Annotated in this window: 11 protein-coding genes; 9 read left to right on the forward strand and 2 right to left on the reverse strand. The window is 58.6% G+C overall.

Going from position 1 to position 18,160, the window contains the following annotated elements; translation table 11 throughout:
* Positions 1 to 351 precede the first annotated feature (351 nt).
* Together HFD94_RS13540 and HFD94_RS13545 are read right to left on the reverse strand one after the other, a co-directional pair.
* On the reverse strand, positions 352 to 1,695 hold the full coding sequence (locus tag HFD94_RS13540; protein WP_167433204.1) for a carbohydrate porin: 1,344 nt from the start codon (positions 1,693 to 1,695) through the stop codon (positions 352 to 354).
* Between the two features lie 209 nt (positions 1,696 to 1,904).
* Entirely contained in the window at positions 1,905 to 2,864 is a 960-nt protein-coding gene (locus HFD94_RS13545) for an aldo/keto reductase (RefSeq protein ID WP_122890127.1), read from the reverse strand.
* Positions 2,865 to 3,104: 240 nt separating this feature from the next.
* Between HFD94_RS13545 and HFD94_RS13550 the strand changes: the two genes are divergently transcribed.
* The 9 genes from HFD94_RS13550 (at position 3,105) to manD (ending at position 18,153) form a co-directional block, all read left to right on the forward strand.
* Positions 3,105 to 4,343 carry an MdtA/MuxA family multidrug efflux RND transporter periplasmic adaptor subunit gene (locus HFD94_RS13550; RefSeq protein WP_033772217.1) on the forward strand — a complete coding sequence of 413 codons (1,239 nt, stop codon included), beginning with the start codon at positions 3,105 to 3,107 and terminating at the stop codon, positions 4,341 to 4,343.
* Complete coding sequence (locus tag HFD94_RS13555) at positions 4,343 to 7,465, forward strand: MdtB/MuxB family multidrug efflux RND transporter permease subunit (protein ID WP_010248179.1); 3,123 nt, start codon at positions 4,343 to 4,345, stop codon at positions 7,463 to 7,465. The genes HFD94_RS13550 and HFD94_RS13555 overlap by 1 nt, the downstream gene beginning before the upstream one ends.
* Positions 7,462 to 10,536 carry a multidrug efflux RND transporter permease subunit MdtC gene (gene mdtC, locus HFD94_RS13560; protein WP_167433205.1) on the forward strand — a complete coding sequence of 1,025 codons (3,075 nt, stop codon included), beginning with the start codon at positions 7,462 to 7,464 and terminating at the stop codon, positions 10,534 to 10,536. Before HFD94_RS13555 ends, mdtC begins: the two co-directional genes overlap by 4 nt.
* A 52-nt stretch (positions 10,537 to 10,588) precedes the next feature.
* Positions 10,589 to 11,995 (forward strand): MFS transporter, encoded by a 1,407-nt coding sequence (locus tag HFD94_RS13565; RefSeq protein ID WP_167433206.1) that lies wholly within the window; start codon positions 10,589 to 10,591, stop codon positions 11,993 to 11,995.
* On the forward strand, positions 11,992 to 13,380 hold the full coding sequence (baeS, locus tag HFD94_RS13570; RefSeq protein ID WP_167433207.1) for a two-component system sensor histidine kinase BaeS: 1,389 nt from the start codon (positions 11,992 to 11,994) through the stop codon (positions 13,378 to 13,380). The genes HFD94_RS13565 and baeS overlap by 4 nt, the downstream gene beginning before the upstream one ends.
* 6 nt (positions 13,381 to 13,386) lie before the next feature.
* Entirely contained in the window at positions 13,387 to 14,094 is a 708-nt protein-coding gene (gene baeR, locus HFD94_RS13575; RefSeq protein WP_010248188.1) for a two-component system response regulator BaeR, read from the forward strand.
* Between the two features lie 120 nt (positions 14,095 to 14,214).
* Positions 14,215 to 15,597, forward strand: coding sequence for a tRNA 5-hydroxyuridine modification protein YegQ (gene yegQ / locus HFD94_RS13580; protein WP_033743970.1), 1,383 nt, complete (start codon positions 14,215 to 14,217; stop codon positions 15,595 to 15,597).
* 220 nt (positions 15,598 to 15,817) lie between these two features.
* Complete coding sequence (gene yegS / locus HFD94_RS13585) at positions 15,818 to 16,717, forward strand: lipid kinase YegS (protein ID WP_033772226.1); 900 nt, start codon at positions 15,818 to 15,820, stop codon at positions 16,715 to 16,717.
* Between the two features lie 221 nt (positions 16,718 to 16,938).
* Positions 16,939 to 18,153, forward strand: coding sequence for a D-mannonate dehydratase ManD (gene manD / locus HFD94_RS13590; protein ID WP_010670990.1), 1,215 nt, complete (start codon positions 16,939 to 16,941; stop codon positions 18,151 to 18,153).
* Positions 18,154 to 18,160: the final 7 nt, after the last annotated feature.

Raw genomic sequence — 18,160 nt, forward strand, 5'->3', positions numbered from 1 at the left:
ATGTGCCATCCCCGGCGGTCCGTCAGGCAGGCGAATGAAGTGAAGGAACCGCGCAGCGGCGCGAGGACCGCCAGCCCATGAGCGGCACCAGACTGCGTTATCACCCGTCGCTTAACTGACTGGCATTACACTGGTGAGTGCCGTTTTTTTTGCGGATAACAGAGAGCAGGCTCAGTGTCTGCAATGTTAGCGCACTAACATGCGCCGTACAGACGGCTCACAAACTTAAAGCGATGGGAGCATACGGCCTGGAGCAAAGCATCGCGGGCCAGGGATGGCGGTTTTGCGGAAGGCGTATGCTCGCTGTTTCCGTCCCAAACGGCACGTCCCGGTGCCGCTTTTAACGTAGGATCAGAATGCAATATTGGCGCTGATACCGCCGATAAACGCATCTTTCACTTCACTGACTGCGCCTGGTGCAACCACATACTGCAGGTTAGGTCGCAGTGACATCCAGTTAGTTACTTTGGCGTTGTAGTAAACCTCATAGTTGTACTCTGAACCTTCCTGAATCGGCAGATAGGTCGGGCTGTCAAAGCGGCTCTCGCCATTAGCCTGATTCTGCTGACGCAGTGAGCGGGTATAGTCGCTGTTCACATGAACACGTGATGCGCCCACGCCGATCTCATCCTGAGGACGGGCATCAAACGGGCCTGTCCAGGTAAACGCAATAGACTGGTAGTTGTCGGTCTTTGAGGTCTTGTGATCGTTCATCACCGCCTGCACCCGCACGCCCAGACCGCGATTCACATCGCCATCCTGCGCGGTCAGCTGTTGCTGTAACAGCAGATAGCCGCCATAGGAATGGGCCTGATCCTGATAGCCGCCGTTGCGCCAGCTGCCATAAACATCGCCATCCACTGAGGAATAGTAATAGCCGATGCGGTAGTTACCCGGTAATTTCTCCGGCCCGAAGGTTGGTTTCCAGCCCAGTTCGACCGGCACCAGATTCCCTTCTGAATTGCTGGTATCCAGACGGAAACCATCACCGCGATCGTAGTTAGCGCTGTTCTGATTATAGAAACCGACCTGGAAGAAAACGTCCGGCGTGATATTGAATTTCACCCGGCCGCCCCACTGCGAGACCGGCCAGTTAAACCAGCGATCGCCGCGCCAGTTACCCGCCTGCCCGCTGCCCAGCGCCAGGTTCTGGAACAGATTGCCATCGAAGTTATCGAAGTCTTCCCCTACCGTCACCCGCCCGGCTTTCACATCGACCACATCGTTAAACAATCCTTTGCGCAACCAGAACTGGGTCAGACGCCAGGTCTGGCCGCGACCGTAAACCTCCTGCACCGAGGAGAGCATACCGGTGCGTTGATCCGCGACCTGTTCAGAAAGATTCTGTCCGTTACGACTGGTCACGGTCATCTGGAACTCGGCATCCTGCCAGTCCAGCAACTTCTGCAGATCGAAATTGGTGCCAAACGACCACTGATCGCTGTAGCGCATGGTGGTATTGGTATCTGCCCCGCCGCCTAAATTCGCGGCGCTTTCCATGGTGTAGTTAACGTCAAACTTAATGCCGTCGTCCTGCAGCTGCGTTCGGTAACCGCCCCAGTCACCAAACATCCATTCGGAGTCCGGGCTCAGGGCGTCAGCGGCCAACGCCTGCGCGGAAAACATGGCCAGGATCAGGGTGCCGGTTGCCACACGGCACAGCGGGAAACGCTGCACTGCTTTTCTGTTTTTCATCTTGCTTATTCTTATGTAAGTTACGGAAAATGACGCGCAGAGGATAGTGCTGGATAACCTCTGTTTTTTGTAAATACGTGCGCATAATTTCCCGTAACATCCGTTTATTCACGCATTTGTGATCGGGATCGCTGATTGGTTATTCTCTGGGCGGGGTGCGTCTTTTTTGACAGGTGCAGCGTAAAAAGGGGCGCTATCGCCCCTTGTGTTTACTGGCTTGCCTGATTCAGTTGTTCAATCTGCGCCGGGGTCAGCGTCAGCTGCATCGCGCCAGTCAGATCGTCGAGCTGTTTCAGCGAGGTGGCACTGACAATCGGTGCGGTGATACCGGGACGGGCGATCAGCCAGGCCAGCGCCACCTGCGTCGGCGTCACCTGATGCGCTTCGCTGATAGCATCCAGTGTGTCAAGGATCCGCAAACCGCGCGGGTTAAGGTATTTATCTACGACACCCTGACCGCGCGCGCTTTTACCGGCATCCGCCGCCTCGCGGTATTTGCCACTGAGAAAGCCGCTGGCGAGTGAATAGTAGTTAATAACGCCCAGACCCTGCGCCATCACCACCGGCTCCAGCTCCGATTCATAGGGCTGGCGGTCATAAAGGTTGTATTCAGGTTGCAGGGTTTCATAGCGCGCCAGCCCCTGCGTTTCACTGACCTGCAACGCCTCCTGCAGCCGTGCCGCGCTGTAATTGGAAGCACCAATCGCCCGCACTTTGCCCTCTCTGATGAGGCTGTCAAAGGCGCTCAGGGTTTCCGCCAGCGGCGTATCCTGATCGTCGCGGTGCGCCTGGTAGAGATCGATATAGTCGGTCTGCAACCGGCGAAGTGAATCTTCAACTGCCTGACGGATATATTGCGGTTTCAGGCCGGTTTTCTCCGGCGACAATTCCATGCCAACCTTGGTTGCCAGCACGATCTGGTCGCGTTTGCCGCTTTTTTTCAGCCATTCACCCATAATGGTTTCCGATTCACCGCCTTTATTGCCCGGTGCCCAGCGGGAATAGACGTCGGCGGTATCGATAAACCACAGGCCTCGATCCACCAGCGCATCCAGCAGCGAAAAGGAGGTGGTTTGATCCACTGTCCAGCCAAACACGTTGCCGCCAAACGTCAGCAACGGCACCGCGATACCACTGTCACCCAACTGCCGGGTTTGATTCTGACTCATTTCCTGCTCCTTATTTGCCTGAAAAAACCGTCTGTCTTTCAGCATAGCAAAGTGATTTCACGGCTTTATGACGATTGTGATGCGATTAATGAAAGAACAGGCATAATTACCCCGCCCTGACAGATATCCTTATTTCCTTCAACTTCTGCCCGTCAGAGGCGGCTACACTCTGTCGTTTGCAGGCTACCCATTTGATGCCTGCGCCTGGGACTACGTCACTGCTGGAGAGCACCAACAATCATGAGCACCCGACATCCTGTTATGAAGAAAACCCTTATCGTGCTGGCCCTGATCGCCGTGGCCGCTGGCGGCTATTATGCCTGGCAGCGCCATGCCCAGCCGCAGAGCAGCAGTCAGAGTGACGCACCTGCGCCACGTGGCGGCAAAGGCGGCGGTGACGGTGCCCGTCGTCCCCTCGCGCCGGTTCAGGCCGCTACGGCTACCAGCCAGAGCGTGCCGCACTATCTGAGTGGACTGGGTACGGTGACCGCGGCTAACACGGCCACGGTGCGCAGCCGGGTCAATGGCGATCTGCTGGCAATCCACTTCACCGAAGGGCAGCAGGTGAAAGCGGGCGAGCTACTGGCAGAAGTCGACCCGCGGCCTTATCAGGTGGCGTTAACGCAGGCGCAGGGCCAGTTGGCAAAAGATCAGGCGACGCTGGCCAACGCCCGTCGTGACCTGGCGCGCTTCGAGAAGCTGGCAAAAACCTCGCTGGTGTCGCAACAGGAGCTGGATACCCAGCGCTCACTGGTCAGTGAAACGCTCGGCACGCTGAAAGCGGATGAAGGAAGCGTCGCCAGTGCGCAGCTCAATCTTACCTACAGCCGGATCACTGCGCCGATTGCCGGCCGGGTCGGGCTGAAACAGGTGGACGTCGGCAACTACGTCACCAGCGGCGACACCACCGGTATCGTGGTGATCACCCAGACGCACCCGATTGATGTGGTTTTTACCCTGGCTGAGAACAGCATCAGTTCCATTCTCAAGGCGCAGAAAAGCGGTGAATCGCTGCTGGTGGAGGCCTGGGATCGCAGTAATCAGAATCTGATCGCCAGCGGCAAACTACTAAGCCTTGATAACCAGATTGATGTCACCACCGGCACCATCAAAATCAAAGCGCGTTTTGATAATCAGGACGACACGCTGTTCCCCAATCAGTTCGTGAATGTGCGGCTGAAGGTCAACACCCTGCAGGATGCGATTGTTATCCCACCTGCCGCGCTGCAGATGGGCAACGAAGGCAACTTTGTCTGGGTGGTTAACAGTGACAACAAGGTCAGCAAGAAAAGCGTGATTGCCGGCTTGCAGGATAGCGAGAAAGTGGTGGTCAGCGCCGGTCTGGAGGCGGGAGAACGCGTCGTGACCGATGGGCTGGATCGCCTCACGGAAGGCGCAAAAGTCGAGGTGGTCGCGCCGCAGAGCAACGCACCGCGCGCTACCCGCGCCACCCTGCCGTCAAAAGGAGAGCGTGAGTAATGCAGGTCATGCCTCCCGATCATAGTGGCGGACCGTCACGCCAGTTTATCCTGCGGCCGGTCGCCACCACGCTGTTGATGATTGCGATCCTGCTGGCCGGGGTGCTGGGCTACCGCTTCCTGCCGGTCTCGGCGCTGCCGGAAGTCGACTATCCGACGATCCAGGTCGTCACGCTCTATCCGGGTGCCAGCCCGGATGTGGTCACCTCCTCCATCACCGCGCCGCTTGAGCGCCAGTTTGGTCAGATGTCTGGCCTGAAACAGATGGCGTCGCAAAGCTCCGGCGGTGCCTCGGTGGTGACGCTGCAGTTCCAGCTTACGCTGCCGCTGGATGTGGCAGAGCAGGAGGTGCAGGCTGCCATTAACTCCGCCACTAACCTGCTGCCCAACGACCTGCCTAATCCGCCGGTCTACAGCAAAGTGAATCCTGCCGATCCACCGATCATGACGCTTGCCGTCACCACGCGCAGCATGCCGCTGACGCAGGTGCAGGACATGGTGGAAACGCGGGTGGCGCAGAAAATCTCTCAGGTCAGCGGCGTCGGACTGGTGACGCTATCGGGCGGTCAGCGTCCGGCGGTGCGGGTGAAAATGAATGCGCAGGCGCTGGCTGCGCTGGGTCTGACCAGCGAAACAGTGCGGACCGCCATCAGCAATGCCAACGTTAACTCCGCCAAAGGCAGCCTGGATGGTCCGACCCGCTCAGTTACCCTGTCAGCCAATGACCAGATGAAATCAGCGGAGGATTATCGCCAGCTGATTATCAGCTACAAAAACGGCGCACCGGTGCGCCTTGGCGACGTGGCGACCATAGAACAGGGAGCAGAAAACAGCTGGCTCGGTGCCTGGGCCAACCGCGATGCGGCGATTGTGCTCAACGTTCAGCGTCAGCCTGGTGCCAATATCATCGCCACAGCAGATAATATCCGTGCCATGTTGCCCGCCCTGACCGCAGCCCTGCCGAAGTCGGTAGAGGTAAAGCTGCTCACCGACCGCACCACCAATATTCGTGCTTCGGTCAACGACACGCAGTATGAGCTGATGCTGGCGATGGCGCTGGTGGTGATGATTATCTATCTGTTTCTGCGCAACGTGCCCGCCACGCTGATCCCGGCGGTTGCGGTGCCTCTGTCGCTGATCGGCACCTTCGCGGCGATGTACTTCCTCGGCTTTTCAATTAACAACCTGACGCTGATGGCGCTGACCATCGCCACCGGCTTTGTGGTCGATGATGCCATCGTGGTGATTGAGAACATCTCACGCTATATCGAGAAAGGGGAAAAGCCGCTGACCGCCGCGCTGAAAGGTGCCGGCGAGATCGGCTTTACCATCATCTCCCTCACCTTCTCGCTGATTGCGGTCCTGATCCCGCTGCTGTTTATGGGCGACGTGATCGGCCGTCTGTTCCGCGAATTTGCCGTGACGCTGGCGGTGGCGATTCTGATTTCAGCGGTGGTCTCACTGACCCTGACGCCGATGATGTGCGCCAGGATGCTGAGCGCGGAGTCGCTGCGCAAACAGAACCGCTTTTCGCGGGCCAGCGAAGCGATGTTTGATCGTATCGTGGCCGCCTATGGCCGCGGCCTGAAACGGGTACTTAATCATCCCTGGCTCACGCTGTCGGTGGCGCTTGGCACCCTGGTGCTGACGCTGGTGCTGTGGATGATCATCCCGAAAGGCTTTTTCCCGCAGCAGGACAACAGCATTATTCAGGGCACGCTGCAGGCACCGCAGTCGGTCTCCTATGCCAGCATGGCGCAGCGCACCCGCGACGTCGCCTCCATCATCATGAAAGATCCGGCGGTGGAGAGCATGACTTCGTTTGTCGGCGTGGATGGCACCAATGCCTCGCTGAATAGCGCGCGTCTGCAGATCAACCTCAAACCGCTGGATCAACGCGACGACCGCATTCCTGCTATTCAGCAGCGTCTGCAACAGCAGGTCAGTGAGGTACCGGGCGTGCAGCTGTGGCTGCAGGCGGTGCAGGATCTCACCATCGATACCCAGGCGAGCCGCACGCCCTATCAGTTCACGCTGCAATCGGGTTCACTGTCTTCACTCAGCACCTGGGTTCCGGCGCTGCTGACCCGGCTCAGCACCCTGCCACAGCTGCGCGATGTCAGCAGTGACTGGCAGGATCAGGGACTGGAAGCCTATGTCAAAGTGGACCGCGACAGCGCCAGCCGCCTCGGCATCAGCATGGCGGATGTCGATAACGCGCTGTACAACGCCTTCGGTCAGCGGCTCATCTCCACCATTTATACCCAGGCGAACCAGTATCGGGTGGTGCTGGAGCAGGACAATAGTGCCACTCCAGGCATGGAGAGCCTGGAGGCGATTCGCCTTAACAGCAGCGATGGCGGCAGCGTACCACTGAGCGCCATTGCCCGCATTGAACAGCGCAACACGCCGCTCAGCATTAATCATCTCGACCAGTTCCCGTCGGCGACCTTCTCCTTCAACGTGGCTGACGGCTATTCGCTGGAAGATGCGGTGAAAGCGGTGTCGCAGGCTGAAGCCGAGCTTGGCATGCCCGCAGAGCTGATGACGCAGTTCCAGGGCAGCACGCTGGCGTTTGAGGCGGCGCTGAGCAGCACCGTCTGGCTGATTGTGGCGGCCATTGTGGCGATGTACATCGTGCTGGGCGTGCTTTATGAGAGCTTTATTCACCCCATCACGATTCTCTCAACGCTGCCCACGGCGGGTGTCGGCGCGCTGCTGGCACTGATGCTCAGCGGCAATGAGCTGGATATCGTGGCGATAATCGGCATCATCCTGCTGATCGGCATCGTGAAAAAGAACGCCATCATGATGATCGACTTTGCGCTGGCGGCCGAACGTGAACAAGGTATGAAGCCTGTTGATGCCATTTATCAGGCCTGCCTGCTGCGCTTCCGCCCGATTCTGATGACCACGCTGGCCGCCCTGCTCGGCGCGCTGCCGCTGATGCTCAGCACCGGCGTCGGTGCCGAACTGCGTCATCCGCTGGGGATTGCCATGGTCGGCGGGCTGATTCTGAGCCAGGTGCTGACCCTGTTTACCACCCCGGTGATCTACCTGCTGTTTGATCGACTGGCGCACGCCACCCGCCGCCGCTTTGCCCGCACGGAGGCCGCAGAGTGAAGTTCTTTGCCCTGTTCATCAACCGACCCGTCGCCACCACGCTGCTGACGCTGGCCATCGCACTGGCGGGGATGCTGGGTTTCCGGCTGCTGCCGGTGGCGCCGCTGCCGCAGGTTGATTTTCCGGTGATCGTTATCTCGGCTTCGCTGCCGGGTGCCGCGCCGGAGATCATGGCGTCGTCGGTGGCCACGCCGCTGGAGCGCTCGCTGGGACGCATCGCGGGCGTGAGTGAAATGACCTCCACCAGTTCGCTGGGCAGCACCCGCATCATTCTGGTATTTGATTTTGATCGCGACATCAACGGAGCCGCGCGCGATGTCCAGGCCGCGATTAACGCGGCGCAAAGCCTGCTGCCTACCGGGATGCCGTCGCGCCCGACCTATCGCAAAGTGAACCCTTCAGATGCGCCGATTATGATCATGACGCTGACTTCGGATACCTATAATCCGGGTCAGCTCTACGATTACGCCTCGACCCAGCTGGCGCAGAAACTGTCACAGATTGAGGGCGTGGGCGACGTCACCGTGGGCGGCAGCTCGCTGCCTGCGGTCCGCGTGGCCCTGAATCCACAGGCGCTGTTTAATCAGGGCGTCTCGCTGGATGCGGTGCGCACCGCCATTTCCAACGCCAATCAGCGACGGCCGCAGGGCGCACTGGATGATTCGCAGCAGCGCTGGCAGTTGCGTACCAATGACGCGCTGCAAACCGCCAGTGAGTATCAGCCGCTGATAGTGCATTACAACAACGGCGCGGCGGTCAGGCTGTCGGATGTGGCGACAGTCGAAGATTCAGTGCAGGACGTACGCAACGCAGGGATGTCGCGCGGTAAACCGGCGGTGCTGCTGCTGATCCGCAAAACGCCTGAAGCCAACGTTATCGATACGGTGGACCGCATCCGCGCCGAAATGCCGCTGCTGCATGAGGTGATCCCGGCCGCCATCGATCTGCAGATCGCTCAGGATCGTTCACCCACCATTCGCGCCTCGCTGCATGAGGTGGAGCAGTCGCTGGTGATCGCCGTGGCGCTGGTGATTCTGGTGGTGTTTGTTTTCCTGCGATCGGGCCGCGCCACGCTGATCCCGGCCGTTGCGGTGCCGGTTTCGCTGATCGGCACCTTTGCCGCGATGTACCTGTGCGGCTTCAGCCTGAATAACCTGTCGCTGATGGCGCTGACCATCGCCACCGGCTTTGTGGTGGATGATGCGATTGTGGTGCTGGAGAACATTGCCCGACACGTGGAAGCGGGCATGAAGCCGCTGGCCGCCGCGCTGAAAGGGGTGCGGGAAGTCGGTTTTACCGTGTTGTCGATGAGCCTGTCACTGATTGCCGTGTTCCTGCCGCTGCTGATGATCGGCGGACTGATTGGCCGCTTCTTCTCAGAATTTGCCATTACGCTGTCGGTGGCTATCGTAATCTCGCTGTTTATCTCGGTCACCCTGACGCCGGTGATGTGCGCCTATCTGCTGAAGCCGCACGCGCCGCGCAGTCAGCCGCGTCAGCGCGGCGCGGGCCGGTTACTGATGGCGATCCAGCAGGGCTATGGCCGCTCGCTTAGCGTGGTACTGAACCATGCGCGCTGGGTGATGGTGCTGTTTTTCGCCACCATCGTCCTGACCGGCTGGCTGTTTGTCCATATTCCGAAAACCTTTATGCCGGAGCAGGATACCGGACGACTTTCCGGTTTCATCTCTGCCGACCAGAGCATTTCGTTTCAGGCGATGCGCAGTAAGCTGCAGGATTTTATGGAGATTGTCGGGGCCGATCCGGCGGTAGAGAGCGTGGTGGGCTTCACCGGCGGGATGCGTACCAACAGCGGCTCTATGTTTATCTCGCTGAAGCCGCTGTCGGAGCGGAAAGAGAGCGCAGTGGAGATTATCGCCCGCCTGCGCAATAAGCTGGCGAAAGAACCCGGGGCGAGTCTCTATCTGAATGCGGTGCAGGATCTGCGCGTCGGCGGTCGGGAATCGAATGCCGGTTATCAATATTCCCTGCTGTCGGACGACCTTAACGCCCTGCGTGAGTGGGAGCCAAAAATCCGTCAGGCGTTCTCTGCCCTGCCGCAGCTGGCGGATGTGAACTCCGATCAGCAGGATAAAGGCAGCGAGATGGCGCTGACCTATGACCGGGAAAGCATGGCGCGGCTTGGCATCGATGTCTCTCAGGCCAATGCCCTGCTGAATAACGCCTTTGGTCAGCGTCAGATCTCCACCATCTATCAGCCGCTTAACCAGTACAAAGTGGTGATGGAGGTCGATCCGCGCTACACCCAGGATATCAGCGCCCTGTCGCAGATGTTCGTGATAAACAGGGAAGGTAAAGCGATTCCGCTGTCGTGGTTCGCCCACTGGCAGCCCGCGAATGCGCCGCTCTCGGTCAATCATGAAGGGCTGTCTGCCGCCTCGACCATCTCATTTAACCTGCCGGAAGGGGTGTCGCTGTCGCAGGCGTCGGAGGCAATTGAACGCACCATGACCGCGATTGGCGTGCCCTCCAGCGTGCGCGGCAGCTTTGCCGGTACGGCGCAGGTGTTTCAGCAGTCACAAAGCAATCAGCTCTGGCTGATGCTGGCGGCGATTGCGGCAGTCTATATCGTGCTGGGGATCCTCTATGAGAGCTATGTCCATCCGCTGACGATCCTCTCTACCCTACCCTCGGCGGGTGTCGGTGCGCTGCTGGCGCTAGAGCTGTTCGATACGCCCTTCAGCCTGATTGCGCTGATCGGTATTCTGCTGCTGATCGGAATCGTGAAAAAGAACGCCATCATGATGGTCGATTTTGCGCTGGAGGCAGAGCGCAACGGCCAGCTCAGCGCGCGGGAAGCGATTTTCCAGGCGTGCCTGTTGCGCTTCCGGCCGATTATGATGACGACGCTGGCGGCGCTGTTTGGCGCGCTGCCGCTGGTGCTGACCAGCGGCGACGGCGCAGAGCTGCGTCAGCCGCTGGGGATTACCATTGCCGGCGGGCTGGTGATGAGCCAGTTGCTGACGCTCTACACCACGCCGGTGGTCTATTTAATGATGGATAAATTGCGCCGTAAAAAACGCCCGCTGGCCGCCGCGCAGCAGCCGTAACAGGTATGGCGGCAGCAGGCATCGGACGTGACGCCTTTATCGGGGGGGATCGATGAGTACGCAAAGCACTAACGTCCGCTGGCAACTGTGGATTGTTGCCATCGGCTTCTTTATGCAGACGCTGGATACCACCATCGTGAATACCGCGATCCCATCGATGGCGCACGATCTGGGTGTCAGCCCGCTGCACATGCACTCGGTCATCGTCTATTACGTGCTGACGGTCGCCGTCATGCTGCCGGTCAGCGGCTGGCTGGCCGATCGTTTTGGCGTGCGCAACATTTTCTTCTGCGCGATTGTACTGTTCAGCCTGGGATCACTGCTGTGCGCCCTCTCCGCCACGCTGGATCAGCTGGTGTTGTCGCGGGTGGTTCAGGGGATTGGCGGGGCCATGATGGTGCCGGTGGGTCGCCTGACGGTGATGAAAATCGTGCCGCGCGAGCAGTATATGTCCGCCATGACGTTTGTCACTCTGCCCGGCCAGATTGGCCCGCTGCTGGGTCCGGCGCTGGGCGGTGTGCTGGTGGAGTACGCCAGCTGGCACTGGATCTTTCTGATCAATATCCCGGTCGGCATTGCAGGCGCTATCGCCACCCTGATGCTGATGCCCAACTACAGCATGCAGACGCGGCGCTTTGATTTCGGCGGTTTTATCCTGCTGGCCGCCGGAATGGCAACCCTGACGCTGGCGCTGGATGGTCAGCGCAGCAGTGGCGGCTCTCCGCTGCTGCTGGGTGCCATGATCCTCATTGGTATGTTCTCTCTGCTGTTCTACCTGATGCATGCGCGCAGCAATGATAATGCGCTGTTCAGCCTGAAGCTGTTTGATAATCGCATCTACTCTATCGGCCTGCTCGGCAGTTTTACCGGCCGCATCGGCAGCGGCATGCTGCCCTTTATGACGCCTATCTTTCTGCAGCTCGGCATGGGTTACAGCCCGTTTCACGCCGGTCTGATGATGATTCCGATGGTGCTGGGGAATATGGGGATGAAACGCATTGTGGTGCGCATCGTCAATCTTTATGGCTACCGCAACGTGCTGGTGATGTCGACCGTGGCGCTGGCGCTGGTGGTCCTGCTGTTCCCGCTGGTGGCAATTCTGGGCTGGGTCTGGCTGCTGCCACTGGTGCTGTTTCTGCAGGGCATGGTCAACGCCATTCGTTTCTCCTCAATGAATACCCTGACGCTGAAGGAGCTGCCCGATGAGCTGGCGTCCAGCGGCAACAGCCTGCTGTCGATGATTATGCAGCTGTCGATGAGTATTGGCGTTACCGTGGCCGGGCTGCTGCTGGGGGCATTTGCTCAGGAGAGCGCAGCGAACAGCACGGCGGAACATCAGATGTTTATTTATACCTACCTTTGCATGTCGCTGATTATCATCCTGCCCGCGCTGGTGTTCTGGCGCGTGCCGCCACAGGTGAGTACCAACGTTGATTTGCGACGCCGGAGAAAAAAATGAGAGATAACCTGCGCCTGGGCATCGGGGCCAAACTGTTTATGGCGATTTTCGCCACCTGCATGCTGGTGCTGATTACCATGCACTGGGGGGTTCGCCTCAGTTTCGAGCATGGCTTTGTCGACTACATTAAGCGCGGCAACGAGCAGCGGTTAAATCTGCTCAGCGATGCCCTGGCCGATCAGTATGAGCAGCACGGCAACTGGGATTTTTTGCGCCACAACGATCGGCTGGTGTTCACCATGCTGCGCTCGCTGGAGCAGAATCCCGACAGTAACAGTCAGCTGCCGCCGCACGGCTGGCGCACCCAGTTCTGGATCCTCGATCAGCAATATAAAGTGCTGGCCGGGCCAAAATCGCCGGTGCCGCCCGAAGGCACGCGACGCAATATCACCACCATCAATAATAAAGTGGTCGGCTGGGTCATCGGCTCGCCGCCGGAGCGGCTGACGCGCAGCACCGACATTAACTTTGATCAGCAGCAGCGCCGCACCAGCTGGATTATCGTCGGGCTGTCTACGCTGCTGGCGGCGCTGGCGACCTGGCTGATGGGGCGCGGTCTGCTGGCTCCGGTCAAACGACTGGTCGACGGCACCCATCATCTGGCGGCCGGTAATTTTGCTACCCGCGTTGAGGTCAGCAGCCGGGATGAGCTGGGCCAACTGGCCAGGGACTTTAACCTCCTTGCCAGCTCGCTGGAGAAAAATGAGAGCATGCGCCGCGCCTTTATGGCCGATATCTCCCATGAGTTACGCACACCACTGGCGATCCTGCGCGGTGAACTGGAAGCGATGCAGGATGGAGTTCGCAAACTGACGCCGGAAGCGATCGCCTCGCTACAGAGCGAAGTGGTGGTGCTGACCAAGCTGGTCGACGATCTGCATCAGCTGTCGCTGTCCGATGAGGGCGCCCTTGCCTACCGCAAACAGGCAACCGATCTGGTGCAGCTGCTGGAAGTGACGGCAGGCAGCTTTGCCGAACGCTATCGTGCACACGGGCTGACGCTGAAACTCAATCTGCCCGATAACGCCCCCTTCTTTGGCGATCCCGACCGCCTGATGCAGTTGTTCACTAATCTGCTGGAGAACAGCCTGCGCTACACCGACAGCGGGGGCCGGGTTGAAGTGACGCTGAACTATGAGGCACCCAACTGGCGCATCGAGTTTGATGACAGCGCACCGGGCGTGGATGGGGAACATCAGGCCCAGATTTTTGAGCGCTTCTTCCGCACCGAAGGCTCGCGCAATCGCGCCAGCGGTGGCTCGGGCCTGGGCCTGGCCATCTGTAAAAATATCGCTGACGCGCATGGCGGCGATATTCATGCGGCGCACTCTGATTTAGGTGGACTGAAAATCGCGCTACACTTGCGCTATGTTCCCCTTGTGTAGACGCTTATGAGCCTGGAAAACCACGACCCGCTGATTCTGGTGGTCGAAGATGAGCCGAAACTGGCGCAGCTGATGATCGATTATCTGCATGCCTCGAACTACCGTACCCATCACATCGCCGACGGCAACGCGGTGCTGGAGTATGTGCGCCAGACGCCACCCGACCTGATGCTGCTGGATTTGATGCTGCCAGGCACCGACGGTTTAACGCTGTGCCGTGAAATCCGTCGTCATTCCGAACTGCCGATTATTATGGTCACCGCCCGCACCGAGGAGATCGATCGGCTGCTGGGGCTGGAGCTGGGCGCGGATGACTACATCTGTAAACCCTTCAGCCCGCGTGAAGTGGTGGCGCGAGTTAAAACGATTCTGCGCCGGGTAAAACGGTCGGCGGAAGAGCCGCAAAGCGCCTCGTTACTTCGCGTCGATGAGAGCCGCTTCTTCGCCAGCTGGCGCGACAAGCCGCTGGATCTCACGCCGGCGGAGTTCCGTCTGCTGAAAACGCTGTCGCTGGAGCCGGGCAAGGTCTTTTCACGCGAACAGCTGCTTAACCATCTCTATGATGATTACCGCGTGGTCACGGACCGCACCATCGACAGCCATATAAAGAACCTGCGGCGCAAGCTGGAGACTCTCGACAGCGAGCAACCTTTTATCCGCGCCGTCTACGGCATGGGCTATCGCTGGGAAGCCGATGCCTGTCATTTGATCTAGTTTGATCCCGATCAATTTACTTCCCTTTTCTCACTGCCTACAATTCCGCACCTTTTGCAGGGCTTAACTGCCCTGCACCTGCCGCCTGAGGCGACATGCTGACCTGACATCAGTGAGAAAATCATGAAACCCGAACTGCTTTCCCCCGCTGGCACCCTGAAGAACATGCGTTACGCGTTTGCTTATGGTGCCGATGCCGTCTATGCCGGCCAGCCGCGCTACAGCCTGCGGGTGCGCAACAACGAATTCACCCACGAAAACCTCGCACTGGGCATCAGTGAAGCGCACGCGCTGGGTAAAAAATTCTACGTGGTGGTGAACATTGCGCCGCACAACGCCAAGCTGAAAACCTTTATTCGTGACTTAGCGCCGGTAGTGGCGATGCAGCCCGACGCGCTGATCATGTCCGATCCCGGCCTGATCATGCTGGTGCGCGACGCTTTCCCGACGATGCCGGTTCATCTGTCGGTGCAGGCCAATGCGGTCAACTGGGCCACGGTAAAGTTCTGGCAGCAGATGGGGCTGAGCCGGGTGATTCTGTCACGCGAGCTGTCGCTGGAGGAGATCGCCGAGATCCGCCAGCAGGTCCCGGAGATGGAGCTGGAAGTCTTTGTCCATGGCGCGCTCTGCATGGCCTACTCCGGTCGTTGCCTGCTCTCCGGCTATATGAACAAACGCGACCCGAATCAGGGAACCTGCACCAACGCCTGCCGCTGGGAGTATAAAGTGGCGGAGGGTCAGCAGGATGAGGTGGGGAATATCGTAGGTATCCACACGCCTGTCGCCGTACAGGATGTGACGCCAACGCTGGGCGTTGGTCAGCCCACCGACAAGGTGTTTCTGCTGGAAGAGAAGATGAAGCCCGGCGAGGTGATGAGCGCGTTCGAAGATGAGCACGGCACCTACATCATGAACTCGCGGGATCTTCGCGCGGTCGCGCACGTGGAGCGGCTCAGCGAGATGGGCGTTCATTCGCTGAAGATCGAGGGACGCACCAAGTCCTACTACTACTGCGCCCGCACCGCCCAGGTTTATCGCCGGGCGATTGATGATGCCGCTGCCGGTAAGCCGTTTGATCCCTCACTGCTGTTAACCCTGGAAGGCCTGGCACATCGTGGCTATACCGAAGGTTTCCTGCGCCGCCACACTCACGACAGCTACCAGAATTATCAGCAGGGCTTTTCGGTGTCCGACCGCCAGCAGTTTGTCGGCGAATTCACCGGCGAACGCCGGGGCGAATGGGCTGAAGTGGCGGTGAAGAATAAGTTTATGCTGCACGACAGCGTGGAGATCATGACGCCTCAGGGGAACCTGAATTGCCAGCTGGACGCGCTGCAGAATGCACGTGGTGAGCCCACTGAAGTTGCGCCGGGCGATGGCCATCGCGTCTGGCTGCGGGTGCCAGAGGAGGTGGATCTGCGTTTTGCACTGCTGCTGCGCAACTTTGATCATGGTGAAGATACCCGGGACCCTCATAATCGTTTACCAACGGAAACATTTTGAGGAAATCAGAACAGGATCACAGACCCTTGCGCGGTGCTGCTTTATAGTCCCGCCTGCTGCTAACGAGTAACAACAAACGGCAGATTTACCAGGAACCACCTCATTTACCCGCCCGGCTCCCCCGTGCGGGTTTTCTTTTTTCTCTCTTTCGCCAATAATTTACTGCTGGCAGCTGTGTTATAAATCCCTTCTTACTCTGTAGATCTTCAAGGAACGCAAAATGGATAATAAACCGCTTACGCTGCTCATCCTGAATGGGAAAGGCGCGGGTAATGATGATCTGCGCGAAGCTATTACGACCCTGCGTGAAGAAGGCTTCGACATTGCGGTGCGTGTCACGTTTGAAAAAGGTGACGGCGATCGGTACGTTAAAGAGGCCATTGCGCTGCAGGCCGCGACCGTGGTGGCCGGTGGTGGCGATGGCACCATCAATGAAATTGCGACTGCGCTGGCTTCTTCTGAAGCGGATCATCGCCCGGTGCTGGGCATCCTGCCGCTGGGTACCGCCAACGATTTTGCCACCAGCGTCGGCATCCCGGAAGAGATGGAACCGGCACTGCGACTGGCGATTCAGGGCAAAGCCAGTGCCATCGATCTGGCCAGGGTAAATCAGAGCCACTACTTCATCAATATGGCGACCGGCGGATTTGGCACCCGTATCACGACTGAAACCCCGGAAAAGCTGAAGTCGGCGCTGGGTGGCGTCTCCTACTTTATTCACGGCCTGATGCGCATGGATACGCTGAAACCGGATACCTGCGAGATCAGCGGCCCCGATTTCGCCTGGCAGGGTGATGCGCTGGTGATCGGTATCGGTAATGGTCGTCAGGCGGGCGGCGGTCAGCGGTTATGCCCTTCTGCCCTGATCAACGATGGCAGACTTGACGTCAGTGTTGTTACCGCGCAGGAGTTGCTGCCTACCCTGCTGCACTCGCTGACCGGCGACGATGACAATCCCGGCATCGTCACCACGCAACTGGAGTCACTGACGATCCGTTCTCCGCATGAGATGACCTTTAACCTCGATGGCGAGCCGCTTTCCGGGCGCGAATTCGTGATTGAGGTGATGGCGGGCGCGCTGAGCTGCCGCCTGCCGCCGCAGTGCGCGCTGCTTGCCTGAACCGACATCAGGGGCGAAAGCCCCTTTTTTCTTCTGCTCCCATTAGCGCCCATTTTCTCCGTAACATTCCTCCTGCTGCCTCGCTTTATCACGCCTTAACGGGCGTTTTCAGGCAATGTAAACACTCTGTGATTCCGTTCACAACTCTGCCACCCTAACTTGTATGGTAGTATTAAAGAGCGTACTTTTTCATCATTGAACGCTGACTTAAGGCAACCAGGATGAAAATTGTTAAGGCAGAAGTATTTGTAACCTGCGCAGGCAGAAACTTTGTCACCGTAAAGATCACCACCGATCAGGGTCTGACCGGCATTGGCGACGCAACGCTGAATGGCCGTGAATTACCGGTCGCCTCCTACCTGAAAGATCACGTCTGCCCGCAGCTGATTGGCCGCGATGCGCATCAGATCGAAGACATCTGGCAATATTTCTACAAGGGCGCTTACTGGCGTCGTGGCCCGGTCACCATGTCCGCTATCTCGGCCGTCGATATGGCACTGTGGGATATCAAAGGCAAAGCCGCCAATATGCCGGTGTATCAGCTGCTGGGTGGTGCATCCCGTACCGGCGTGATGGTCTATTGCCACACCACCGGTCACTCCATTGATGAAGTGATGGATGACTACGCGAAGCACAAAGAGCTGGGCTTCAAAGCGATTCGCGCGCAGTGCGGCGTTCCGGGCATGAAAACCACTTACGGCATGGCGAAAGGCAAAGGTCTGGCCTATGAGCCTGCAACCAAAGGTAACTGGCCCGAAGAGCAGCTCTGGTCAACCGAGAAATACCTCGATTTCACCCCGAAACTGTTCGCCGCCATCCGTGACAAGTTTGGTTTCGACGAGCACTTGCTGCATGACATGCATCATCGCCTGACGCCGATTGAAGCGGCGCGTTTTGGCAAGAGCGTGGAAGATTATCGCCTGTTCTGGATGGAAGATCCGACGCCTGCTGAGAATCAGGAGTGCTTCCGCCTGATCCGCCAGCATACCGTTACGCCGATTGCCGTGGGTGAAGTGTTCAACAGCATCTGGGATTGTAAGCAGCTGATTGAAGAACAGCTGATCGACTACATCCGCACCACCATTACGCATGCGGGCGGCATTACCGGTATGCGGCGTATCGCTGATTTTGCCTCGCTCTATCAGGTGCGCACCGGCTCGCACGGTCCTTCTGATCTCTCCCCTGTCTGCATGGCGGCTGCACTGCACTTTGACCTCTGGGTGCCGAACTTCGGTGTGCAGGAGTACATGGGCTTCTCCGAACAGATGATGGAGCTGTTTGATGCTAACTGGACCTTTGACCAGGGCTACATGCATCCAGGCGACAAACCCGGTCTCGGCATTGAATTCAACGAGAAACTGGCGTCGAAATATCCCTATGAACCTGCCTATCTCCCGGTCGCCCGTCTTGAAGATGGCACCCTGTGGAACTGGTAAGGAGAAG

It is taken from the genome of Pantoea sp. EKM20T (assembly GCF_011800485.1).
GTDB classification, from domain to species: domain Bacteria; phylum Pseudomonadota; class Gammaproteobacteria; order Enterobacterales; family Enterobacteriaceae; genus Pantoea; species Pantoea agglomerans.